At 43.6% G+C, this 23,391-nt stretch carries 21 protein-coding genes and 1 tRNA gene; 4 read left to right on the forward strand and 18 right to left on the reverse strand.

The annotated features are described in order from the left end of the window. Nucleotides 1–12 precede the first annotated feature (12 nt). From EQO05_RS03030 to EQO05_RS03085, 12 genes are all read right to left on the reverse strand, one after another. A complete protein-coding gene (locus EQO05_RS03030; protein ID WP_128503620.1) occupies nt 13–1,356 on the reverse strand; it encodes an RNase J family beta-CASP ribonuclease in 1,344 nt (447 codons plus the stop codon). 971 nt (nt 1,357–2,327) lie between these two features. Continuing rightward, nucleotides 2,328–3,425: a type 2 isopentenyl-diphosphate Delta-isomerase gene (gene fni / locus EQO05_RS03035; protein ID WP_128503622.1), complete on the reverse strand. Its 1,098-nt coding sequence runs from the start codon at nt 3,423–3,425 to the stop codon at nt 2,328–2,330. Further along, nucleotides 3,422–4,210 carry an isopentenyl phosphate kinase gene (locus EQO05_RS03040; RefSeq protein WP_128503624.1) on the reverse strand — a complete coding sequence of 263 codons (789 nt, stop codon included), beginning with the start codon at nt 4,208–4,210 and terminating at the stop codon, nt 3,422–3,424. Before EQO05_RS03040 ends, fni begins: the two co-directional genes overlap by 4 nt. Before the next feature lie 79 nt (nt 4,211–4,289). After that, nucleotides 4,290–5,195, reverse strand: coding sequence for a mevalonate kinase (locus EQO05_RS03045; RefSeq protein WP_128503626.1), 906 nt, complete (start codon nt 5,193–5,195; stop codon nt 4,290–4,292). 303 nt (nt 5,196–5,498) lie between these two features. Continuing rightward, entirely contained in the window at nt 5,499–6,302 is an 804-nt protein-coding gene (locus EQO05_RS03050) for an MEMO1 family protein (RefSeq protein ID WP_128503744.1), read from the reverse strand. Between the two features lie 62 nt (nt 6,303–6,364). Then, complete coding sequence (gene rpsB / locus EQO05_RS03055) at nt 6,365–7,105, reverse strand: 30S ribosomal protein S2 (protein WP_128503628.1); 741 nt, start codon at nt 7,103–7,105, stop codon at nt 6,365–6,367. A gap of 70 nt (nt 7,106–7,175) precedes the next feature. Further along, nucleotides 7,176–7,358, reverse strand: a complete 183-nt coding sequence (locus EQO05_RS03060; RefSeq protein ID WP_128503630.1) for a DNA-directed RNA polymerase subunit K — start codon at nt 7,356–7,358, stop codon at nt 7,176–7,178. A gap of 112 nt (nt 7,359–7,470) precedes the next feature. Further along, nucleotides 7,471–7,545, reverse strand: a tRNA-Pro gene (locus EQO05_RS03065). After that, nucleotides 7,546–7,734 carry a DNA-directed RNA polymerase subunit N gene (locus EQO05_RS03070; protein WP_128503632.1) on the reverse strand — a complete coding sequence of 63 codons (189 nt, stop codon included), beginning with the start codon at nt 7,732–7,734 and terminating at the stop codon, nt 7,546–7,548. A gap of 4 nt (nt 7,735–7,738) precedes the next feature. After that, nucleotides 7,739–8,143, reverse strand: a complete 405-nt coding sequence (locus tag EQO05_RS03075) for a 30S ribosomal protein S9 (RefSeq protein ID WP_128503634.1) — start codon at nt 8,141–8,143, stop codon at nt 7,739–7,741. A gap of 13 nt (nt 8,144–8,156) precedes the next feature. Continuing rightward, nucleotides 8,157–8,579, reverse strand: a complete 423-nt coding sequence (locus tag EQO05_RS03080) for a 50S ribosomal protein L13 (protein WP_128503636.1) — start codon at nt 8,577–8,579, stop codon at nt 8,157–8,159. 10 nt (nt 8,580–8,589) lie between these two features. Beyond that, nucleotides 8,590–8,970 (reverse strand): 50S ribosomal protein L18e, encoded by a 381-nt coding sequence (locus EQO05_RS03085; protein ID WP_128503637.1) that lies wholly within the window; start codon nt 8,968–8,970, stop codon nt 8,590–8,592. Nucleotides 8,971–9,576: 606 nt separating this feature from the next. Here EQO05_RS03085 and EQO05_RS03090 point away from each other — a divergent pair. Next, entirely contained in the window at nt 9,577–11,205 is a 1,629-nt protein-coding gene (locus tag EQO05_RS03090) for an alpha-keto acid decarboxylase family protein (RefSeq protein WP_128503639.1), read from the forward strand. 162 nt (nt 11,206–11,367) lie between these two features. Here the strand turns inward: EQO05_RS03090 and EQO05_RS03095 are convergent, their stop codons facing one another. Continuing rightward, nucleotides 11,368–11,871, reverse strand: coding sequence for a DUF2240 family protein (locus EQO05_RS03095; protein WP_128503641.1), 504 nt, complete (start codon nt 11,869–11,871; stop codon nt 11,368–11,370). 426 nt (nt 11,872–12,297) lie between these two features. On the opposite strand from EQO05_RS03095, the gene EQO05_RS03100 reads away from it, so the two are divergent. Beyond that, the gene (locus tag EQO05_RS03100) at nt 12,298–13,401 is read left to right on the forward strand and encodes a hypothetical protein (protein WP_054297841.1); all 1,104 of its coding nucleotides are present in this window, start codon (nt 12,298–12,300) and stop codon (nt 13,399–13,401) included. 16 nt (nt 13,402–13,417) lie between these two features. Continuing rightward, on the forward strand, nt 13,418–13,993 hold the full coding sequence (locus EQO05_RS03105) for a hypothetical protein (protein WP_054297840.1): 576 nt from the start codon (nt 13,418–13,420) through the stop codon (nt 13,991–13,993). 372 nt (nt 13,994–14,365) lie between these two features. On the opposite strand, the gene serA is transcribed toward EQO05_RS03105, so the two are convergent. From serA to EQO05_RS03120, 3 genes are all read right to left on the reverse strand, one after another. Continuing rightward, a complete protein-coding gene (gene serA / locus EQO05_RS03110) occupies nt 14,366–15,937 on the reverse strand; it encodes a phosphoglycerate dehydrogenase (RefSeq protein ID WP_128503645.1) in 1,572 nt (523 codons plus the stop codon). Between the two features lie 148 nt (nt 15,938–16,085). Then, the gene (locus tag EQO05_RS03115; protein WP_240664301.1) at nt 16,086–16,964 is read right to left on the reverse strand and encodes a DNA-binding protein; all 879 of its coding nucleotides are present in this window, start codon (nt 16,962–16,964) and stop codon (nt 16,086–16,088) included. Further along, nucleotides 16,942–18,312 carry a Single-stranded DNA binding protein gene (locus tag EQO05_RS03120; RefSeq protein ID WP_128503647.1) on the reverse strand — a complete coding sequence of 457 codons (1,371 nt, stop codon included), beginning with the start codon at nt 18,310–18,312 and terminating at the stop codon, nt 16,942–16,944. The genes EQO05_RS03115 and EQO05_RS03120 overlap by 23 nt, the downstream gene beginning before the upstream one ends. Nucleotides 18,313–18,628: 316 nt before the next feature. On the opposite strand from EQO05_RS03120, the gene EQO05_RS03125 reads away from it, so the two are divergent. Further along, entirely contained in the window at nt 18,629–19,726 is a 1,098-nt protein-coding gene (locus tag EQO05_RS03125; protein WP_128503648.1) for a nitrous oxide reductase family maturation protein NosD, read from the forward strand. 386 nt (nt 19,727–20,112) lie between these two features. Here EQO05_RS03125 and EQO05_RS03130 read toward each other — a convergent pair whose 3' ends face one another. Together EQO05_RS03130 and EQO05_RS03135 are read right to left on the reverse strand one after the other, a co-directional pair. Continuing rightward, nucleotides 20,113–22,005: a hypothetical protein gene (locus EQO05_RS03130; protein WP_240664302.1), complete on the reverse strand. Its 1,893-nt coding sequence runs from the start codon at nt 22,003–22,005 to the stop codon at nt 20,113–20,115. 400 nt (nt 22,006–22,405) lie between these two features. Beyond that, complete coding sequence (locus EQO05_RS03135; RefSeq protein WP_240664303.1) at nt 22,406–23,350, reverse strand: hypothetical protein; 945 nt, start codon at nt 23,348–23,350, stop codon at nt 22,406–22,408. Nucleotides 23,351–23,391: the final 41 nt, after the last annotated feature.

The raw sequence follows: 23,391 nt of genomic DNA on the forward strand, positions 1-23,391 counted from the left end.
ATTCCTATACAATTATTCTTCTATATATAACACTTCACCGTTTCTGAGAAGGTGCACTGTATCTCCGAGTACATACCCGGCATCTTCCGCCATCTCGATGTAGTGCCCGTGCATTTCCATATCCCCATGAGCAGGGATTACATGTTCAGGATTCACCATACGCAGAAGTTCCCAGTGGTCTTCTCTGTATGCATGTCCTGAAACGTGCACATTATCGTAAATTCTGGCGCCCCGCATCTTGAGCTTGGTCTCAAGAGCATAACGGTTAGCCTGAGTCATGGGGCTCGGGATCACATTTGCAGAGAAAATAACCCTGTCTCCCGGTTCAACTGTAAAGGGAGTCTCCCCGTTTGCGATTCGTGTAAGTATGGAACCCGGCTCCCCCTGATGTCCGGTGACGATTGGGAGGTACTTGTTCTTCCCTTCCTGAATAATGCGTTTGAAGGCCCTATCAACATCTTTTCTCTGGCCGTACATCTCGACATTGGAAGGCAGCTCCAGATATCCAGTGTCTCTCGCAGCCCCGACATAGCGTTCCATTGAGCGGCCCATAAGCACAGGAATCCTGCCCATTTCCCCGGCCGCTTCAATAATTGCTTTTAGCCTGGGTATGTGGGAGGCAAAGGTTGTAATGATCATCCCAACTTCGGATTCTTCGGTTCCGAGCAGTACATCCCTGACCATATCTTTTGCAATCTGTTCGGAAGGAGTTTTTCCCGAGCGTCCGGCGTTCGTACTCTCGACAATCATTGCGATAACCCCTTCTTTTCCGAGGGCTTTCAGGCGATCGAAGTCCGGAGCTTCTCCCATTGTAGGAGTGCGGTCCAGCTTAAAATCACAGGCATAAAGAACCGCTCCAACTGGAGTGTGAACCGCTGCAAGCACACAGTCAATTATGCTGTGCTGGACGTTGATGAACTCGACGGAAATATCTTCCGTAACCTGATAAGTCCCACCTGCATTCAACGGAATAACCCTGTTGCAAACCTCAAACTTGCGCTCGGCCTCTATCTGCTGTTTGATAAGGGCTGCTGTATATGGTGTAGAGATGATCGGGGCGTTGTACCTGTGGGCAAGTTTCGGAATTGCACCGATGTGGTCAAGGTGCCCGTGAGTGCAGACAATTGCCCGGACAGTCCCGTTGATTTCCTTCATAATAGTATCATCAGGAATTGCCCCCATCTCGATAAGTTCGAGTGAATGCATTTTGTCAATTTCGACATCTTCATGAATCTGGACCCTGTCAAGCCGAAGCCCCATGTCCAGAATAATAATATCTTCACCTATAATGATAGCAGTCATATTGCGGCCCATTTCATTGTAACCGCCGACTGCAACAATTCCTATTTCAGTCATATTTTTACCTCTTATTTGTTTTTTTATCCGTGTGAACCCTGATCCTCAGAAAACGGATCAGGTGATAACCTTAAAGTTATAACAATGATGTCAATGGAATACATAATTTGAATTAATACAGAATCAGAGTTTTAAAGCAGTCACTACTCAGACCTGCTCGCAGGAAGAACTCTACCCCCGGATGAGACAATTGAGGTTACATCTCTTACAGAAGAATCCCACTTCAAATATACACTTCATATATATATTTGTTTCAGTATACAAATACTAATATGCCTTATAGATGCTCAAGAATTTTCCAGATATCTTCCTTCAAAGGATCTACCTGTTAGACTGAACGGATTCTGGCTATGAATTTGATTAGCAGAAGCCTTTACTTACACTTCCTTTACTGGCCAGTAATCCTCACGAACCTTATATCCAATCAGTCCAGAGATCCCGCTCTTTTAAAGCGTTTTGAAAATATATAGTCCTCTATTTCAGCGATTTTTCGAGAGCTTATCCAGTAACCTTCTTTGTTATAACTGGGTTTATTTTTGTTCTGTTCCTGCTGATTCTTACTAACCTATTCTTACCTGGATTATTGAATTATCCCTACCATGATAACTCTCACCAGTTAATTCCTGTTCTGGAAGTTATCATGAATTATTCCTATTCCTGTAACGAAATAACTTCATACTGAGTAATTTCAGCCTGGGTAAGTGTGAAATTAATTCTTAGTTTAATCGATTTTGCCAGTAATTCTATGAGATTAAACCCTTAGTTTATCGATCTCAGGTAATTCTATGAGATTTCGTGAATACGAACCATTATGATATGTTAACGATTTATTTCGAACATTACTTCCGTATCATGTATAAATATTGTTATGGAACGAACTTTTAAATGAACGCATCTGCTATTAGACTTTACCGGTGTCATCTACTTTTTGATGGATTACTGGTAAAAGTAACATATATCTCTGCTATGCTTTAAAAAGCATCTCCTGCTACGGCATAGTCTTTTACGTTAAAGCCGCGCTGTCCCAGATACTCAAGGGTCCAGCCGGTGACAACAACAGGTGCGTTATGCAGGTCGCGTATATTCTTACAGCCGCAGAGAAACATTGCAACCCTGAATTCTTCCAGCATGCGGGAAAGAACCCTGACAACCGATTCTTTTCCTTCAAGAGCGGGGCCCACAAAAGGCAGGGCAGCACTTGCCGCACTGGCTCCGAGAGCAATGGATTTAGCGATATCAATCCCTGTCCTGATCCCGCCGGTTGCAATAATTGGAAGGGAAACTCTGGATTCTACAATACTGGCAACAGTGGGAATCCCAAAGTCCCAGAAAAGCTCCCCAAGATGTTCCGAGGCTGAATCTCCACTTTCCTTTGCCCTGTATACCTCAACGCCTGCCCAGCTCGTGCCTCCTGCGCCTCCTACATCAATTGCAGACACGCCTGCCTTCTGGAGGAGAAGGGCGTCTTCCCGTGAGATCCCGGCTCCCGTTTCTTTAATAATTACTGGCGTACCCAGTACGGAGCAGATTTCTTTTATCATATCAAGGCAGCCAGTGGCATCTCTGTCCCCTTCTGGCTGGATGGCTTCCTGTAAGAAGTTGAGGTGGATGGCTAGGGCGTCGGCATCAATCATTTCGATAAGCTTTTCGACTCCGTCAACCCCATATTCGCGAATCTGAGCAGCGCCCACATTCCCATACACAAAGGCATTGGGAGCTTTTTCCCTGACAATCCTGAATGACTCCTCCTGGGCAGGGTCGTCAATCGCAGCTCTCTGGCTGCCAACTCCTATTCCCACTCCCAGCTCTTCGGCTGCAGTGGCAAGGGCAGCGTTTACAGGGATAGTATCTGGGTGTCCTCCAGTGATCGAAGCGAACAGAAAGGGCGCTTGAAGGCGCTTTCCCAGAAAGTCTATCGACAGGTCGAGTTTATCCATATCGAGTTCCGGAAGCGCCCTGTGGATCAGGGTCACATCCTCAAAGCCCGCCCTTACTTTTCGGGATTCAACCGGGCTTTCAGCACATAATTTCAGGTGTTCGATCTTTCGCTTCGAGGTCGTATTGATCATACTTCTACCCTTTTATCCGGACTGATTCTCGTTCCTATGGATTCCCCATTTAAGAACCGATATACGTTATTCTCTTTTCCGGCATTGAATATATGTGACGTTATACAAGATGTTTTGCTAAGTTCCAGAAGTTCCTGCACCTTCCCCAGCATGCCGCCCGTAACATCGGTACTTTCCGAACCTTTTATGTAATGCTTGAAACTTTCAAAGGTTCCCGGGGTGATCTCAGGTAAGGCTTTCCCATCCTTATCAAGTACACCATCTTCGGCTGAGCCCAGCCCGAGCCGGGTAATTCTGAGTTCTTTTGCTAGATAGGGAACAATCTGGTCTCCCGAGAGCACGCACGTTCCGAGCTCAAGATCCATAACAACATCGCCGTGCAGTACCGGAACAAAACCTCTCTCTAGCATGAGTTTTATGTTTTCAAGGTAAATGCTCTCGATACGCCCATTCCTGCAAACCGTACAGCCCATAGGATGTACGGCTACAGCCCGGGCTCCATAATGGTTCAGCGTGTCTACAACCATGGATGCAAGCTTTTTGACAGATTCATGTGTTATAATAGCACCTTCAGGATCAAAACCCCTGTCAAGCCCGTACTTTTTGGCATAGGTATGTCCAAAGGAACCTGCACCGTGTACCACAATCAGTTTTCCCCGGTATTCGGAAATTTCCTTTGCAATCCTGAGGAGGTCAGCTTCTCTCACAACCCCTTGATCCGCAGCTTTGTCAGTAATGACGCTGCCTCCAAGTTTCAGGATAACAGGTTCGGTTGAGACTTTCATGTCATATCACTAATATCCTTTTTTATAGTTCCTTTACTGATAATCATGAATAATGAATAAGTTTAAAGAGGTTGGATGCTTAATCTGACCTCAAGCCCTGCTCAGTGGGTCTTGTTATGGTTACTTTGCCTCCGGCTTTTGCAATAGCTTCTGCAACCTGCGTGGATTTATCAGGCGCAGTAAGGGCAACCATGCACCCCCCTCCGCCTGCTCCTGTAATTTTCGCCCCTAAAGCTCCTGCTCCCCTGGCTGAATATATTAGTTTAGAGAGTTCGAGAATATTTACTCCAAGGGCGTCCAGAAGTCCCTGGTTTACATTCATAAGCCTGCCAATAGAAGGATAGTCCCCTGCAAGGACAAGTGATTCCCCGATTTTAGAAATCCTGCCGATAGAAACCATAAGGAGCTCGATAAGTTCGGGGTAACTTTCACGGAGCTTCCTGACATTTGCTACAAGCTCCTTTGTGGAGGAAAAGACACCTGTGTCCCCTATCACAATTCCGCAGTCCGGCGTCTTCAACTTCCTGCGGTCAGGGATGGTAACAACCCCTCCGAAAGTAGAAACATAAGTATCGGTAGGGCTTGCCGCTCCCTGGACCTTAATTTCTATCTCGTGGCCGAGTTTTGCAATCTCGTTAAGAGAAAGCCCGCAGCCGAACAGTTCATTGAGGGCGCCTATACTCGCAATCGTCACAGCTGCTGACGATCCTAATCCGGAACCTACAGGAATTTCGGAGTCAACGTCCAGAAAAACGCCTTTTATCGGGACAATTTCTGCCATTTTTTCTACAACTGAGGAGATATAGGGATGCTTCTCAAAATCAATCCCTGTTTTGCCAATCTGTGACTGAATTACTATAGAATCGTTAATTTCTGCCCTGATGCGGGTTCTTAACTCAACAGCACATGCTATTGCAGTTTCTCCGTAAACAACGGCATGCTCTCCGAAGAGATAGATTTTCCCGGGTGCAGAATATGAAATCATACTACTCCTCTGAAAGTCCAGATTTAATTGAAGTATATAAAGCAATGAGTTTATGATTAAATGTGAAAGCGGATTTTTTGAGTATCAATGTGAATTTTTTTAGTATGGCAGTGAATTTATTTATACTGCATTTTAAGTTTATTTCAGAATGTTAAGTTGATTTATTTCTGGATGTTTACCTTATTTACATATCCATATTAAGTAAATAGCGGTGAAAATCATAAAAAATTTACTCGGGTATAAGCGGGTATCCCGGAACTTTCAATTAAAAACAAGTATGCTCCATTTTCCGCAGATCTTCTCTTATTCCACAATAATTGCGGCATATCCTACAACTGCGCTGGTGTCTCCGGAGACATCTCCACTGTTTGAATAATTAAGCAATTCAGCCCGGTTCGCACCAAGCTCCTGTGCAGCTGTCAACATCGCAGCAATCGGTCCATATCCGCATACAGATGCGTTTCTCCTGTAAAGCCTTTCATATATTCCAGAAACATCCAGCTTAAGGATAGCTTCTATAACTTCATTATCGATTTCTCTTGCAAGGTTTGCAGGCTGGTAATGAGTAAAATCGCTGGATGCAATGAACGCAACTTTTTTCCCGCTTTCGGAAGCGAGGCTGGCAACAAGCTCTCCCACTTCAGTTGCGGTTTCTTCATCCTGCATACCCAGGCAGATAGGAAGAATCCTGAAATCCTGATCGAAGCGGTATTGAAGGAAAGGAAGCTGAACTTCGATAGAATGTTCGTATCGGTGTCCGAGCTCGTCTATATCAATAATACTACCTGATAGCCCGTCTGCAAGTTCACGATCAACCTCGAGAGTTCCCAGGGGAGTTTTCCAGGTGTCCGTGGATACTGATACAGGTGAGCCATATCCCGTATGATTGGGACCGAAAATAACATATGTGTCGGCTTTAGGGAGGGCTGCATAGACATGTGCAGCGACCTTCCCTGAATAGACATACCCGGCATGCGGGCAAACAGCCCCGAGAATCTTTCGTTCCCGGATCTCCAGACCTTCAAAACACTGCTTGAGTTCTTTCTCCAGATTTTCAGGACGCAGGGGATAGAACTGCCCTGCAACTGCTGGCTGTCTCATTTGTATCACCATATAAGATATGGATCATTTTTATATAGCCTTGCAGTATGCAGGACTGCCTTTCGAAATCACATAGGTGTCTCGAAGTCGGTTAACTCGTGATTGAAAGGAGTGCCGTTAAGCCGTGAGACTTCCCTTGCAAGCAGCCAGTAAACAAGAGAAAGGGCTTTTCTACCTTTGTTGTTTGTGGGGATTACAAGATCCACATTTGAAGTCAGGTTGTTGGTATCACAGAGTGCTACAATAGGTACCCCTATACTGGAAGCTTCCTTCAGAACCTGGGCATCGCCTGCAGGATCGGTTACGATTACAACATCAGGCTCAAAGAAACCATGGATCTGAGGGTTTGTAAGCAAGCCGGGGATAAACCTTCCAAGCATTGCTTTGGTACCGAGTGCTCTGGAGAACATCCTTGCAGGATGCTGCCCGTACTGCCTTGAGGAAACCACAAGAATTCTTGAGGGATCGTAATGAGACAATAATTTTGATGCAACTCTGATTCTTTCGTCTGTTGACTGGATGTCAAGCACATATAATCCGTCAGTTCTGACCCTGTATACGAAACGCATCATATCCTGGGTCTTTTGCTGAGTACCTATGTGAACACCTGCTGCCAGGTATTCGTCAATGGACACAAGGGATGTGGAACCTTCCTTATCAGGAACTGCTTCACCCTCGGTTTCAGGTACAGGTCCGGTTGTTGCTGCGGCTTCCTTTTCAGGTGCAGGTTTTGCTTCAGCCGCGACATTTTCTTCAGGCACAGGCTGTGCTTCGTTTTCCTCCTGCCCTGTTTGCTCAATTTCCTCCATAAAGTCACCTCATAATATAGAATCAACAATAAAACACATTCGATATCTGAAAATGTATCCCACTGCGTTTTCAACTGATTTTACGTTTAACCGTGATAGGAATAACTCCGGCCTTTAACTCTTCAATAGCGACACCGAGAGGATCCAGCCGCCCGTCGTCTTCAACAAGGACAGGAGCTCCCATTGCAATCTGCAATGATCTTGCACCTACAATTCGTGCCCGCTCAAACCGGGTATACTTTTCCTTGACCAACTGATCACCCTTAAACTTAAAAACGCTCCGATGAATTCCGATAATTGAAAATCATGATAAGTTTGATATTTTACAGTACATGCCTTAAACCAGCACCCTGGAAATAGGGAAATGGGACCGCTGAGATTCGAACTCAGGTTCCGGCGTCCCGAACGCCGAAGGATGGACCAAGCTACCCTACGGTCCCTTACTGGTACGGCGAAAGCACATCAACGAGCTCAACATGGCTTAGTATCATTCTGCGGCAGCAGTAGCGGGTGATCCCGAGATCATCCAGCACCGCAGCAGCATCTTCGCCATCACCGACACGTCTTTTATACTCATCCCAATAGTTTGAGATTACTTTTCCACATGAGAAACATCGGACTGGGATCATAGTCTTACCTGTAAGATTTCTGGTATTTAGCCCTTGCTCCAGGTCCACCAAAGTTCTTTGACTCTTTCTGCCTGGAATCGCTTACAAGTAGATTGCGGTCATAGCTTGCGAAGTTATCTCTGATGATTGTGTCATTTGTCCATTCCACAATACCTCTGGCAACTGCGGTTCTTACCGCGTTAGCCTGCCCGATAATCCCGCCGCCCCGGACGTCTACATTAATATCAAGCCCGGAGACCACTTCATCTCCTGCGATCAGCAGAGGTTCTGAGATCTTCATCATTATAAGCTCTGGAGTATATAGCTCGAGCGGAATTTTGTTGATCCTGACCTTACCGGTCCCTTTAGTGACTGTTGCACGTGCAGTTGCAGTCTTGTGCTTTCCAGATGAATTAACTACTTTGACCATGAGGACTCACCCTTTAGAACTTTGAACCCATTTTCTGGCTCACTTCACCAAGCTCAATATATTTACTGGAGCTTAAAAGCCTCATATCGGCATCTGCAATAGTGATTGTTTCAGCGCCCTTGAGTTCATAGGGGACACCTACATAGACTTTGAGCCTGGACATTGCGTCCCTGCCTCTTGTTTTCTTATAGGGCAGCATTCCACGGATAGTCCTCTTAAGAATGCGGTCCGGACGTTTCGGGAAGTAAGGCCCGAATTCCGTAGCTCCTCTTTCCCGGGTTTCCCGGTAATCTTTGAGGGTGGTAGCCCTTGAGCCAGAAATTACGGCTTTTTCAGCATTTATAATATAAATCTTTTCGTCTCCTGAAAGCAACTGTTTTGCAACCGTACTTGCAAGACGCCCCAGAATAAGCCCATTTGCATCGATAACCGTCATCTTCGACACCTCAGCGGAATATCCGGATACCGGACCCTTTCGGATTTGCTTCCATTATCTCTTCGAGACTCAGGCACTTGCCACCTGCTCCAGTGATCTTTTCAACGGCAGAGTCACTGAAGGTCAGAGCTGCAACAGTTACAGAGTGGTCAAGGAGACCTGCGCCCAGAACTTTTCCCGGAATAAGCAACACATCATCCTGTGCAGTGTGCCTGTTGATCTTACTTATATTCACAGCCGCATAGTTTCTGGACGGCATCTCAAGACGTTTCGCAATATCCTTCCAGATGGGGGCAATGTTTGCATTTGCCCCATCTTTCAGGGTAAGAATCAGAGAAACGATTCTTGGATTTGTTTTTCTTGTCAGTTTTACCAGTGATTTTTTACCCAATGTATGTTCCTCCGCAAGATTTGCTCAATCTCACTCACGCGGAAAAAAATTCCCTATCGCGTTCGAACATCGCTATAAATGCCTCTGCGGGAATTACTCCCGAAAACGGCAAATTAAAGAACAAGCGATTAGTCGGAATTGGTATGATGTGAATAACATTTCTAGTACATAAAGATTATGTGCATCCGTAGTTTTCAACTAGCTAAAATCCATATACTAAAAATATTTATTTCTTCTCCATCTACTCGTACTTCGTAATGCTCCGGAATTAAAGCTATGATGGCATGTGTCCCATTACAAACAGCAAGTGCACTTGTACAGGTCCGGTGTAATCTGCTTACTGAAAACCAGTATTTTTGTTTATTATTTATTAGAGGGCAAATCCCGGAAGAGATTGATATAATGAGGACATATTAAGAAAGAAGTCCTATTTTTATAATATTAAACGAATTACCCCACCAGGGGAATGATCAATTAGGGGAGCAGGCGATCTCGCGCTGAGCCTGCATTTTATGCGCGAACAGGCAGTAACTAGACTCTCAAAACTGATGACGATCGGGCCTGATCGATGTAGTGAGTAAGTAAACTCAACCAGGTGGTGCTACTATGCCGACAGTTATTCAATATCTTCTTGATAGATTAAAGCAGCTGGGTATAAGAGACATTTTCGGCGTGCCAGGAGACTTTGCGTTTCCTATAAACAATGCCATATGTGATGATAAGGAACTTCGCTGGATAGGTTGCTGCAACGAGCTGAATGCCGCATATGCTGCTGACGGCTACGCTCGTATTAACCGTATGTCAGCACTGTGCACTACTTTCGGAGTAGGTGAACTCTCCACACTATGCGGTATGGCTGGCTCTTACGCAGAACACAATCCGGTATTCCATATTGTCGGAATGCCGAAGATGCAGGTACAGAAGAAACATGCCATACTGCACCACTCACTGGGCGACGGAGAAGCCAGCATATTTATGGAAATGGCTACCTTAGTTGTATGCGCGAGCACAATGCTTACTCCGGAAAACTGCGTTGAAGAAGTCGAGCGTGTCATTGACGCAGCACTGGAGAACCGCCAGCCTGTTTACATTGCAATACCTCATGACTACGTGCATGCAAACATTTCATCCCTTGCGGCACCGGCAAGAATGCCTTTAAAAAGTGACCCTGCGACTCTTGAGGAGGTGGTCTCAATTATTTCAGGCAAGCTCTCAAATGCAAAACAAGCCTGTATTATGCCGGGTTTTCTTGTTGACCGTTTTGGCCTCAAGGATCTGACTCTGGCTGTTATTAATGCTTCGGGCTTGCCTTATGCTACTATGGCGCTGGATAAGTCAATTCTTGATGAAACCAATCCGTCCTACATGGGGTTATACATGGGACAGCTTATCAACCCTGAAATTAAGGAATTTGTGGAGTCCTGCGACTGCATACTTGCCATAGGCACTATCCTGTCCGATATTAATATGGGCATGTTCACTGCAAACCTGGATAAGTCCCGGATTATCAATATTATGCCTTTCAGTGTCCATATAGGAAACACTGATTATATCAATGTAAGAATGCTTGATGTACTGGATGAACTTGCCAGAAGGCTCAATAAGCGCACAGATATCAAGGGACCTGTAGCAAAGCGTCCCGTAGCTCCGGAGGTAAATGCCGGAGACCCGATAACAGCTGACTATTTATACGCGAAATACGCCGAATTTTTTAAGCCCGATGACATAGTCGTAGTTGACTCAACCTCATCCTTCTACGGGTTACTGCCTTTACCTTTACCGAATGGAGTTAAGTTCCAGATCCAGATGCTCTGGGGAGCTATAGGCTGGGCTACCCCGGCTTCTTTTGGCACCGCACTGGCTGCACCTGACCGGCGAGTAATCCTCATAACAGGCGAAGGGTCACACCAGATGACAGCTCAGGAGATCAGCCAGTTTTACCGATACGATCTAAAGCCTATTATTTTCGTGCTGAATAATCACGGCTACCTGATAGAAAAAATGCTATCTAAAAAATTAGATTACTGCTACAATGACATTCCGGAATGGAAATACCATAAGTTACCAGAGGTACTTGGTTGTAATAACTGGATTACAAGAAAAGCCACTACCTGCGGTGACCTTGATAAGGTTATGAGAGAGCTGGATACTGCCAAAACCGGTGCATATATAGAAATAGTTACGCCAGAACTCTCGGCTCCCCAGCTTATGGAGGCAGCTCATAAAAACCTGTAAAGGCTGTAAATCAAACCATTATTTGGTAAATTAATAATTAAGGGGATTATAAGAATGTTGTCCGGCAGGGCAACTTTAATCTTTACTTTCTCTTACTTTATCCTGGATGCTTAAAAAGCTGCGATCTCACTCCCATCTTATTTATTCATCTAAAGAATTTTATTAAATAGAGATGCCGAGAACAGACCTGGCAACCTTCCCGAAAACCGCCTCGATATCGCATCCGTATTTTTTTGCTACAATAAGTGCTACTATTCGGATATCCACAAGATAGGATAGCCTGTCCTGCATGGAATTAATCTCGGAGACGAGTCTCTGCCGGTTTACCCCGGTATCTGCGGAGATATATTCGAGAACTTGCTCAAAAGAAATCTCTTCTTTCACTGACTTTTTTCCTCTGGAACTTTTCTGGTTTTCAAGAAAATCTTCCGATGGCTTGAAAGCATGTGGAAGCCGGATACTTTCCACATCGAAGCATGGCACAAGAATTCCGGCTTTAAGGGAGAGAACGCCTGCTTCAAGAGCTTTTTCCTTTACCTTTGAGGCAATTTTCGGGGAAAACCATTTCAGGTCAAAAGCCAGGGAATACTCAAAATCTTTTTCTGAAAGGGAAGATGCAAGTGTTTTTTTAAACGGAACGGAAACTACTCGTTTAAGTTCTTCCATTAACTAACCCCTTAAAATTGATATTGGTAAGAAGTTGTTTTATCCTGAAATAATTTCGCTTCGAAACTCTTTTCCTCTTGTCCATATTTTCACAACACAAAAAGCCTTATCCCAATTCTGAATTTCGCTTCTATTAGCAATCTGTTCCAGATATGCTCATATAAAATAATTCCGGCTAAATCATCTAACTGTCAGAGATAAAGTAATAATTTCAAACTCAAAATTAGTTAAAATCGAATTGTTTAAAAGATTACAAAAAACTTTTAAAGAATTAATTAAAATAGTTTATAGGGTTTGGAAGTAATTTTCCCAATACACCCTAAACTCTATAAATCTACCCAAGATGCATGGATTATGTTAGCTTTGCTTTTATTTAAGCTTGCCTGATTCTGCCTCCTGGGGTTAAAATCATTAGGAGTGAAACAGATGATTAAGATCAAAATTACAATAAGCATACTTTTTTTGGCAATGCTAGTTAGTATGGCGTTGATACCATCAGCAATGGCCTCCACAGAAGAACAGCAAACCAGCCTAACTAAAGATGCTGCTCAGTTAAAAATTGAGGCTTTAGAGGCCAAACTGGGAGAAGAAGGAATGGAGGAAGTTGCAGATTACTTAGAACTGCAAACCTCTTTGCCGGATGTCGTTAAGGCGATGCCTTATAGAGCGCTTGCTTTTGCTGGCACTCAGGAGGAAAGTAGGTCTATCACCTTCAAGTACATTGATGGTTTTAATGTCTCTGAGGAGGAGAAAGACAGATATAAAGCTGGTATCAAAGATATCTGGGATAGGTATCCAGATAAGATCACCAAAGACGACTATGAATTTATGAGTGAGATTGGTCCTATGCTAGTCAATGAGTCTTTGAAAAGTTATAAGCTTGTCTCCGTGATGTGGCTTTCTACCCCACATCAGGACTATGCTTACTATGCTTGCGATGGATCTTCCTATAGGAATTATGCTAAAAATGCAGCCGACGACCCAGATAATGGTGTGATGGACCCGGAACCATTCTATAGATATTATAATCACTATGAAGATGGGTTGCTACATATTGGAGGAGCACCTGGTAGGTGCGATGAGTTTGCGGATTCTGCCATTTCTGCAGTGAATAATGGAGATTGGGCTACTGCACATCAGAGATTTGGTTACTCAAGTCATTATCTAACTGATCCAGGTATCCCGTTCCATAGCGCTGGAGTAATCCGACAGGGTGATCAGTACATTTGGGATTCTTATGAAAACACATACCATAGCATCTATGAGAATTATGTGAAAAGCAATTGGACTTCAGGATATAAGTTTAAAGATTATGTGCAATATAATACTCAGTCAATAACTGTGAATGATCCTGAAGAAGCGGTTGAAGACAACGCTGAGCATAGTAGCCAGTATTTTGACTATATCTGGACCGAGATGTACGAAGACCCTCAAAATTTTGGCTCAGATATCTACGTAGCTTACTATACTGCCCAGTGTGTCCAAATGTGCGCAAGATATACCCATGGATTATATGATTATATAATGTGAGGAAAAGGTAATTTAAATGAAGTTTAGATTTAAGGAGGTGCCATGGGAGGCATCTCTTTTCTTTATTGGTTGGATTTGGCTTGGTTTGTCAATGTTTGGAATGACTTTAGTTAACATGTTTGTACCAGAGCTGAATTTATATCATCTTGTTGTAGGTATGATATATCTGTTTCCAATGACAGTTATTGGATTTAAGACTATAAAGAACAGGAATATCACTGGTCTGCCTTTGTTTATTTGTTCTGGAATAGTCGGAGTTTGGGCAATTCTCTTGCACATGAAAATGAATTTAGGACGTGATTACGAGTTTTTTCATGGTCAGATTCAAGAAACAGTTATGTTGATATTATTATTGGTAGCTGTACCATTAAGTTACTATATATTTGCTCGCTCAGTAGGATGCAAAGACACACGAAACATGAAAGTTCTTAAAATATTCCCTGTAGTAGCTTTTTTCATAATAATTATTATTGAGTTATTAGGGATTAGCTACTACGGCATGGTCAATTCTGTTTTGTTGTTTTCTTTCTTATTATTAATAGGGCCTTTATTGGGGGGATTGTACATATCGGAGATTGTGCCGAGCATCTAATTTGTTATATCCTGAAGTGATTCCTCAGTTTAAAAATTATTGCATTGTTTGATGTATAATACACTATCGGATGACTCAAAAGTTTAATCATTGAGGGAAATTCATTTCTATCTAGAGATGTGAAACGACCACATAGCATGAAATAAATTTGAAGTAGAAGTAAAAATAGTGAGTTCCCTGTATTCGATTTACACCATATATAAAAAATTAAAAAAAGTGAAATAATTTTGGGATAAAACAAAATCTAAGATAATAGAATTTAAGATAAATGAAAATAAAGAAATTTAAAGTAAAGACTACAAAATTAGAATCTCCGGCGCGGAATACTCACCTTAAACTTTCGCCGGAGTAAAGCCTTCCTGAAATTGGAAATTAGAGAGTTACAAGTCTGGCATCGAGTATTCCATCAACTTTCCGGACTTCCTCAAGGATCGGGTCAGAAACTTCAGTGTCTACGTTAAGAACCATCATGGTCACGCCTCCGATTTCTGCCCTGCCTACCTGCATGCCTGAAATATTGATATCGTTTTTACCAAGCACGAGGCAGCATGGTCCGATAACATTGGGCCTGTTAATGTGCTTGGCAAATATCATATGGCCTGCAGGGAAGATATCTACCCTGTCGTCATCGACTGCAACGATCTTTGGTTCGTCCCCGACAACAGTGCCTGCAACCAGTTTAGCCTGCCCGTTGCTGCTAAGCCTGATACTGATAGTTGAAGAGTATTCCTCGGAAGATTCGGATTTGCTCTCCACGACTGCAATCTTTCTGGATTTTGCAAGGGTAGGGGCATTGACATAGTTCACTCCGGAACCGAGAGCCATTTCAAGCAGCCCTTTAAGTGCAGAAACTGTAAGGGGTCTTGTATCCTTTCCGGAAATCTCCCCGTTATATCCGATTTCTACCTTTTCGTAATTTCCGTTTACGAGTTGCCCTGCAATCTTGCCCATAATCTCAGCAAGCCTGATGTAAGGGGCAAGAATTGCCATAGCTTCCGGCTTTACCGAGGGAATATTGATTGCGTTCTTTGCAAGCCCGCCTGTAAGGACGGATACTACTTCCTTTGCAATGTCGATTGCCACATTAACCTGGGCTTCCTGAGTGGAGGCTCCAAGATGAGGAGTAACTACGACGTTGTCATAGTTCAGAATAGGGCTGTTAAATGGAGGTTCCTCGACGAAAACATCTATTGCTGCGCCGCCCACTCTTCCGCTTTCAAGAGCTTTCGCCAGGGCATCTTCGCTAATAATGCCGCCGCGGGCGCAGTTGATAATTCTGACGCCGGGTTTCATCAGGGCAAACTGTTCCTCATCAAGAATATTTCTGGTTTCTTTGATGAGGGGAGTGTGCACTGTAATATAGTCGGCTTCTTTAGCGATTTCGTTAACTGTAGCCAGCTTAACTCCAAGCTCTACAGCCCGTTTTTCGGAAATAAAAGGATCATACCCCATGAGGTTCATTTCAAGCCCTGAAGCTCTTTTTGCAACTTCGGAACCGATTCTTCCGAGCCCTATAACTCCCAGGGTCTTGCCTTTGACCTCAACGCCCGTGAATTTACTGCGTTTCCATTCTCTGGCTTTCAGGGAAGCATTTGCCTGCGGGATGTTCCTGGACATTGCCATCATCATGGCAATTGTGTGCTCTGCTGCCGAAATCATATTGCCTTCGGGAGCGTTCGTCACAATAATGCCTTTTTTAGTAGCTGCATCCACATCAACGTTGTCAACTCCGACCCCGGCTCTCCCGATAACTTTCAGGTTGTCGGCAGCCTCGATAATCTTCTGAGTGACCTGGGTGCCGCTGCGTATTACAAGAGCATCGTAATCCTTGATTTTTTTCACCAGCTCATCTTCCGAAAGCCCGGTGGAAACGTCAACCATAAAGTGTTCTTTTAGAATCTCCAATCCTTCATTGGAGAGTGAGTCGCTGACCAATACTTTCATGTCAATTTCTCCAGATAAATACGATAAGCATGAGATTTTAAATTTTAATAGAGAATACCAATCAACCTGATTACACTTAAGCATTATCACACATATTCTGAGGCAAACCTGCTCGTTTTGTTCCTATTAAGGTTCCTTTCCCGTACGATTATCCTACCAGCCTTATTATTCCTATCTTAGGTTCGTAACATTGTCCGCCTGCAAGCAGCGCATGGATGACCTCTTCTACAACCTGCTCAGGAATTCCCCTGGAAACTGCGGCGTCCATAAAAGCTGCGTAATCGACTCCTTTGTTACCACCCATTTCCCTGAGCAATTCGAGCACAAATTCCTTCTGGTCAGTTTTGGCGCCTGTACCTCCGTCTAAATCCAGAGATTTGAGCCCTTCCTTTATGGAATCCCTAAGTAGTTTTACGAACTCCTGAGGAGCACGCTCCCTTTCAAGCGCTATGGAGATCCCTTCAGCAAGCTCGGAAGAAATGCCTTTATCGACAAGGTATTCCCGAACTTCTTCTCCATGATACCCGCTGGCAAGAGCATCCGAAAAGGCTTCAAGCCTTTCAACGGTCTGTTCTGCGGTATCCACAACCCATCTGTTGCGGATTTCCTCATCCACAACATTTGCCTCTTCAGCGCGAATAGAAACAAAAACCGAATCAGGCTCGGGTTCGTAGATTCTGGCTTTTCCTGTAAGAGCGATGAAGGCAGGAACCTGCACCGTTGAAAAGAAAATCGAAGCGTCAGGCTGGTACTGCCCTGCGTATACTGTAAAAGCCCCGGTCGGATCAACTATCCTGGCTTTCCACATCTCGCCCTGCGTTCCGATATTGTCAAGTTCCGTAACTACTCCAACCACGAAAACACGATTAAGAATGAGCCCAAGCGGGCTAATAAGCAGGTTCGGAACTTTCGAATCCGCAGCTTCCGGGTCAGACCGGGCGGATTTTTCTAGTTCTCTGCAGGCTTCGAATTCTTTTGCAAAAATCCGCTTCGCAATCTCTCGTTTAAGCAAGATTGATTCCCCCATTGGAAATCTCTGAACACGCGTCATGTCCATTCTCTTCATCCGGTCCGAGCCTGCGAAGCAGTTCTACTACCCTGACTGCAAGGTCATCTTCAGGTACCCAGGCTTTTTCAGCTACAAAAGAAATCCCGTATTCGCCTTTTGAAGCGTTGCCGCGTACTGCAAGATAACGACCTGTAAGAAAGCGCCTTAAATCTTCATAAACTGCATCTTTAGAGACATCAGAGAACATCAGCTGTTCAGCTTCCTCAAGGGTTTTTCCATAGATAATTTCGGCAAGCTCCCTTGGAAACATAACTGACATGGAACCTGTTCCGTCATCCAGTATGGCTTTGATCCGCATATCTCTTATGCCTTCGACCTTGCCATGCACCCGGCAATTTCCTCTCTGGATTACACGGCCGCATTCGGGGCAGCGGGATATAATGCCTGAGCCTGGCCTGACTGAAACAACATTGCCTGCCGCAGCCACGTCAAACATGCTCTCTCTTGATCCGATTTTCTCTATTCGGATGGGCACAGGATCCCTTGCTGCGGACTCGAAGGTAAATGCAAGTTTTGCGGCATCTTCAGGCTCGACTGAAGAAACTTTTGTGCTGCTCAGGACATTGACCGACGGCATTCCTCTGAACATCCGGACCTGAGCTCCCTCAATTCGGATTATACTTCCTATGTCAATCCCGGGCAGTTCAATCCAGGCTGTAAATGGCAGCCTGCCGGTCTCATCCGCAAGTACGCCTGAGATCACTCTGGACTGGCGTCCTTTTGCAAGCACTTCCCTGTGAGAGAGCTGAAGTACGCAGGCAACGATATCTATGGAAAAATCTGCAGCTCCTATTTCTATTAACTTTTTTGCCTGGCTTCCTGAAAGTTCGGAGATAGGAGGTAGCGCAGAATCAGAAACTTTTGACACAAGAGTCTGTTCCCCTATAGAAAGCCTGATCCTGTTCTGCCAGATGCGGGTATAGGCGTTTTTAATATTGATCACATCCCCGATCGAACCTGGCAGTTCTTTCCAGGAAGAAAAAAGGACGGATCCGGTCTCATCCGCAAGAACTCCTGTGTAAAGCCTGGAAGGACCTTCCTTACCCCCTTCCGGCGGGCGGATTGATTTCTCCCCAAGGTCCAGGATCCTGCCTGTGAGTTCGAAATTCTTAAGGTTAGCAGACAGATCTTTTATTTTTAGAACTTTCCTTTTCCCTCCGAACTTGCGGAGAATACTCTCTTTTGCAACATCAGGCGGCACGCGAAAAGCAATGAGTTTCTCAAACTCTGCCCGGATGCCAGTATTTTCAATGTCTCCAAGCGCCCTGGTTAACTCTTCAAGGTGGGGCGCAAACTTCTCATCCATTTTTAGGCCTCCATTCGAGAAATAACAATACGATAAAATTTGGAGTATATCGGATTCTACAGTATTTAAGCTTTAACTGAAAATTAATTTCCTTTATCGTAGAGGATAGTGAACTATTATTTAAGGATAGCTGTTTAGAATTTTTGATTTCCAAAAGTATATTAGTTTCGGGAGAAAATCTCTTTCCTGACAAAGTATTGAGGAAATTTTTACTAAATATCAATAATAAGCCTCATAAAGAGAGATTTTGTTTTTCTAAAAAATTAAGACCTGATTAAAGGTAATGGGAACTTAAAAAAGCTAAGGGAGAACTAATATGAGAGGAACAGAAGGAAAGTATTCGAGAGTTTTTGAGCTGACAGCACTTGCGATTATTCTTGCAGTTCTCTTCACCTGCACGGCTGTCTCTGCCTCCAATTTGAAAGTAAGTTCAGCTCTAGAAGGGGATTATATCTCTATCCAGGCTGCAGTAGATGCCGCAGAAGCCGGAGACACGATTTTTGTAAGCCCCGGAACGTATGTTGAGAACCTTAAAATAAATAAAGAGGTTCGGATCTGGTCAGACTCAAGAAAGCCAGAAGAAACAGTCATAAAAGCAGCCAATCCTTTGGAAAGCACTGTTGAAATCAGCGTGGACCGGGCATCTTTCAGCGGATTTAGCATCGAAGGTTCGGAGAAAGCAGGAATCCTGCTCACAGGGGTTAAAAGCTGTTATGTCAATAACAACAGGGTCCTTGGAGCCGAATACGGTATTCTCCTCAATGGTTCCGAGAGAAATACCATAAGCAACAACCTCATCACTTTTAATGAAAAGGGAATAAAGCTTGAAAGCTCAAACTCAAACGACATCCTGGACAACGTAATTGCCTATAATTACGGTCCCGGGATCTCCCTTGAAGCGAGCAGCGGGAACTTTATCTCTAACAACTACTTCAAAAATGCCGAAAACGTTGAAGACAAAGCCGTAAATGCAGAAAATGTCTGGCAGAGCCCGCTCGTAACAAGACAAAATATCGTCCGGGGTCCTTATATTGCCGGAAATTTCTGGGCTGACCCTGAAGGCAAAGGCTTCAGCGAGACCTGCGTGGATGAAAACAGCAACGGGATTTGCGACACCTCATATAACATCACAGGCGGAGGAATTGATAAATCCCCGCTTTTCCCGAAGGTGCCAAATGCCGTTAAAGCTCTTGAGAGCAAACTGAATCCCGGTGCTTATGAGCAGGGACTGGCTGGCAGGGAGAATGCAACCCGTCCGGAAACACCGGTAAATGAGACCGAAGGAACAGCAGAAACGGCAACTGAAAACACTACCAATGAAGAAGTTCAGGAAGAAGCTGAATCCCCTGGTCCGGGGGCTGGAATTGTTGCGGTAGCTATAGGCGCGGCTTATTTCCTGAGACGGAACAGGTAAAGAAGAAAGGATAATAAAGACGTAAAGCCGGAAGGATAGAGAAGCAATAGTAACGAATTTCATGAGAGCATGTTGAAATAAAATTAGAAAAAATCAAAAAAGTTGAAAGAAAACTATAGATCTCCGAAAAGGATAGTGGGACATCCCACTATCCTTAACCTGATTTTCTTATTCCCTTTTCATCTTAAAAATTCATTATTTTGCCACAAAATATCCTTACATTGTTTTAGTGCTGCTGCATTCTGCGTTCTTTACTGTCAAGCTGACAGTACATCTCCTGTTTTACTGTAGTTTGCGCTCCTGTCAGTAAACTGAACTTTCAGTGGAGCTTTTCCTGATCATGGAGAAGCTGAAAATGCAGCAACACGTGGTTTTGGTTCTGCTTTTTAAATAGTGCGAATGTAAATGTCGGACTCTCCATTGCGAGTACTGGCGTATACTATCCTGTTATCATAAATAGCCGGCTGGTATGCTAACTCAGCAGGACTAATTTTCATTTTCTGATTAGTGGAAATATCGTACATGAAGATTCCATGATTTACCCATCCGTCATCCTCACCACCATCGTCCTGCCACACTATCCTGTTCTCATAGATAGCTGGAGCTGCCTGCTTATCTGGGCTGCTGGTGATCTGAGTTTCCCTGGAGGTGGAAAGATCATATATATAGACATCAGTGTTTCCGTCGCGAGTACTGGAGTATACTATCCTGTTACCGTAAATAGCAGGCTCGTATGCTAACTCAGTAGGACTAATTCTCATTTTTTTACTGGTGGAAATGTCGTGCATGAAGATGCCATGATTTATGTACCCGTCATCCTCCCCACCATCATCCTGCCAAACTACCCTGTTCTCATAAATAACAGGATTTGTCTGAGCATCCGGACTGGAAGTAATCTGAGCTTCCTTGGAGGTCGAAAGATCATACATATAGACATCAGTGTTTCCATTGCGAGTACTGGAGTATACTATCCTGTTACCGTAAATAGCGGGATCATATGCCAATTCAGTCGGACTAATTCTCATTTTCTTATTGGTGGAAATATCGTACATGAAGATACCATGATTTACCCATCCGTCATCTTCACCACCATCATCCTGCCACACTACCCTGTTACCATAGATAGCAGGATGCGTCTGAGCATCTGGACTGCTGGTTATCTGAGTTTCTTTTTCAGTGGTACGATCGTACATGTAGATATCTGCGTTTCCACTGCGATAATCTTCCCATACTAACCTATCACCGTAAATGGCAGGATTGTATGCCGAACCACTGATAGTGACCTGAGTTTCGTTGCTGTCATCCGTGTTATTGTCATCAACAGGCGGCTCTTCAGTCCAGGTAATGGTAGCCATGTAAATGTCGTTGTTTCCATTACGAGATTCTTCCCAAACAATTCTGTCACCGTAGATTGCCGGAGCGACTGCAGATCCGCTAGTGGTGATTTGAGCTTCTCTCCTGGCGGCGAGATCATAAACGTAGATATTATCATCCCCATTGCGAGCATCGGTGTATACTATTCTATCACCATGGGACTCGGGACTACTAGCTGATCCGCTGGTGGTAATCTGAGTTTCCTTCTCAGTAGAGAGATCATACATGTGTATATTAGAGATTGGATCTGCATCAGGATTATCTTGACGTCCATCATCCCATACTAGTTTGTCACCGTATATTCTAGCATAGCCTCCTGCGCCAATATCGAGCATGGTGTCGAGATCATATATGTAAATCTCTGTTCCAGATGCATCCCCCCATACTATCTTGTTCCCATAGATATCAGGCATTTCTGCGAATCCGCTCGTGCTGATCTTTGTCTCCTTCTCTGTAGAAAGATCATACATGTAAATATCAGAACCTCCACTATAATCTCCCCACACTATTTTGTCCTCGTAAATTGCAGGGTAATGAGCTGATCCACTGGTGCTGATCTGAGTTTCTTTCTCAGTGGAAATATCGTACATGTATATCCGGTCACCCTGCCATACTACTCTGTCTCCGTAGATATCAGGAAAATGTGCTGATCCGTTGGTGGTGATCTGAGTCTCCCTTTTAGTGGAGAGATCGTACATGTATATATCTGAGTTTCCGTTGCGATCATCCTGCCACACAATTCTATCACCATAGATATGTGGATCACTAGCTGATCCACTGGTAGTGATTTGAGTCTCAGTGATAGTGGGTGAAACGCTTTCCGCAGTAACTGCCGATGCTGTACAGGCAACCAAAAACAAGACGAAGGCTATTAAAAGTAAGTTCGCCCTATAAAATGTGTTCATTTTCTTCACTATATTCATCTCTATTTTAAACTCAGGAAAATTAATTCAATTACCACGAATTTAGGCGGTATACTTAACTTTTTTCTTTTAACTTTCATATTTATAAAAGTTGAATTTATTGGATGGCTTATATGCAAGATTGACTTTACGCAATTGAATATTTCCAGAAGTAAAAAATCTTTATTAGAAAAATAAAGTAAATATGTAAAAGGAAAATTTTCAGTATCTCTTATAAATTCAAAAAAGTGTTACCAACGCGTTTAAAAGTCCGTAATAATAGTCAGCAAACGACTTTGGGCTTTTCAAACTCACTTGATCCTCAAGTTCACTTGAATATCTTAAATTAATGAGTCCCCACTTCCCTTTATCTTCAACATTTTATACGCTTTGGTTCTGCGTTTTAAATAGTGCCCATATAAACATCGTCGGCTCCCCAATCAACTGAATATCCCCATACTATTTTATTACCGTAAATAACTGGATTGGATGTATGTCCACTGCTACTAATTCTCATTTTCTTATTTGTGGAAATATCGTGCATGAAAATACCATGATTTTCCCACCCATCATCCTCTCCACCAGTATCCACCCATACTATCCTGTTACCGTAAATAGCAGGATGCGTCTGAGTATCTGGACTGGAAGTAATCTGAGTTTCTTTTTTTGTGGAGAGATCATATATATAAATATCAGTGTTTCCATTGCGAGTACTGGCGTATACTATCCTGTTACTGTAAATTGCAGGATAGTATGCTAATTCAGTCGGACTAATTCTCATTTTTTTATTGGTAGAAATATCGTACATGAAGATGCCATGATTTACCCAACCATCATCCTCCCCCCCATCGTCCTGCCACACTACCCTGTTACCATAGATAGCGGGATATGTCTGAGCATCTGGACTGGAAGTAATCTGAGTTTCCTTTTTAGTTAAGAGATCATACATGTAGACATCAATGTTTCCATTGCGATCACTGGAGTATACTATCCTGTTACCATAGATTACAGGATTCTCCGCATATCCACTAATGTTTATTTGAGTTTCCTTTTTAGTGGAAATACTACATATGCAAATTTCCGGATCTCCATAGCTAGAGTATACTATCCTATCACCATAAATGGCAGGGTTTCCGTCTGTCTGTTCAGTGTTGGTTATTTGAGTTTCCGTTTTAGTGGAAAGATCATACATGTAGATATCAGTTTTTTCATTGCGGTTATCCTGCCATACTATCTTGTCACCATAGATAGCAGGATTGTATGCGAATCCGCTGGTACTTATATATGTTTCAGTAACAGCAGGTGAAACGCTTTCCGCAGTAACTGCCGATGCTGTACAGGCAACCAAAAACAAGACTAAAGCTATTGAAATTAAGCTTACCCTATAAA

This window comes from Methanosarcina sp. MSH10X1 (genome assembly GCF_004099695.1).
Lineage (GTDB): Archaea > Halobacteriota > Methanosarcinia > Methanosarcinales > Methanosarcinaceae > Methanosarcina.

Coding starts and splice junctions, on each gene's coding strand:
- EQO05_RS03105 (WP_054297840.1), top strand. CDS start 13,418: ATGAAGTTTAGATTTAAGGAGGTGCCATGGGAGGCATCTCTTTTCTTT.
- EQO05_RS03100 (WP_054297841.1), top strand. CDS start 12,298: ATGATTAAGATCAAAATTACAATAAGCATACTTTTTTTGGCAATGCTA.
- EQO05_RS03045 (WP_128503626.1), bottom strand. CDS start 5,195: ATGATTTCATATTCTGCACCCGGGAAAATCTATCTCTTCGGAGAGCAT.
- serA (WP_128503645.1), bottom strand. CDS start 15,937: ATGAAAGTATTGGTCAGCGACTCACTCTCCAATGAAGGATTGGAGATT.
- EQO05_RS03095 (WP_128503641.1), bottom strand. CDS start 11,871: ATGGAAGAACTTAAACGAGTAGTTTCCGTTCCGTTTAAAAAAACACTT.
- EQO05_RS03125 (WP_128503648.1), top strand. CDS start 18,629: ATGAGAGGAACAGAAGGAAAGTATTCGAGAGTTTTTGAGCTGACAGCA.
- EQO05_RS03130 (WP_240664302.1), bottom strand. CDS start 22,005: ATGAACACATTTTATAGGGCGAACTTACTTTTAATAGCCTTCGTCTTG.
- fni (WP_128503622.1), bottom strand. CDS start 3,425: ATGATCAATACGACCTCGAAGCGAAAGATCGAACACCTGAAATTATGT.
- EQO05_RS03075 (WP_128503634.1), bottom strand. CDS start 8,143: ATGGTCAAAGTAGTTAATTCATCTGGAAAGCACAAGACTGCAACTGCA.
- EQO05_RS03120 (WP_128503647.1), bottom strand. CDS start 18,312: ATGGATGAGAAGTTTGCGCCCCACCTTGAAGAGTTAACCAGGGCGCTT.
- EQO05_RS03040 (WP_128503624.1), bottom strand. CDS start 4,210: ATGAAAGTCTCAACCGAACCTGTTATCCTGAAACTTGGAGGCAGCGTC.
- EQO05_RS03070 (WP_128503632.1), bottom strand. CDS start 7,734: ATGATCCCAGTCCGATGTTTCTCATGTGGAAAAGTAATCTCAAACTAT.
- EQO05_RS03080 (WP_128503636.1), bottom strand. CDS start 8,579: ATGACGGTTATCGATGCAAATGGGCTTATTCTGGGGCGTCTTGCAAGT.
- EQO05_RS03115 (WP_240664301.1), bottom strand. CDS start 16,964: ATGGGGGAATCAATCTTGCTTAAACGAGAGATTGCGAAGCGGATTTTT.
- rpsB (WP_128503628.1), bottom strand. CDS start 7,105: ATGGAGGAAATTGAGCAAACAGGGCAGGAGGAAAACGAAGCACAGCCT.
- EQO05_RS03030 (WP_128503620.1), bottom strand. CDS start 1,356: ATGACTGAAATAGGAATTGTTGCAGTCGGCGGTTACAATGAAATGGGC.
- EQO05_RS03090 (WP_128503639.1), top strand. CDS start 9,577: ATGCCGACAGTTATTCAATATCTTCTTGATAGATTAAAGCAGCTGGGT.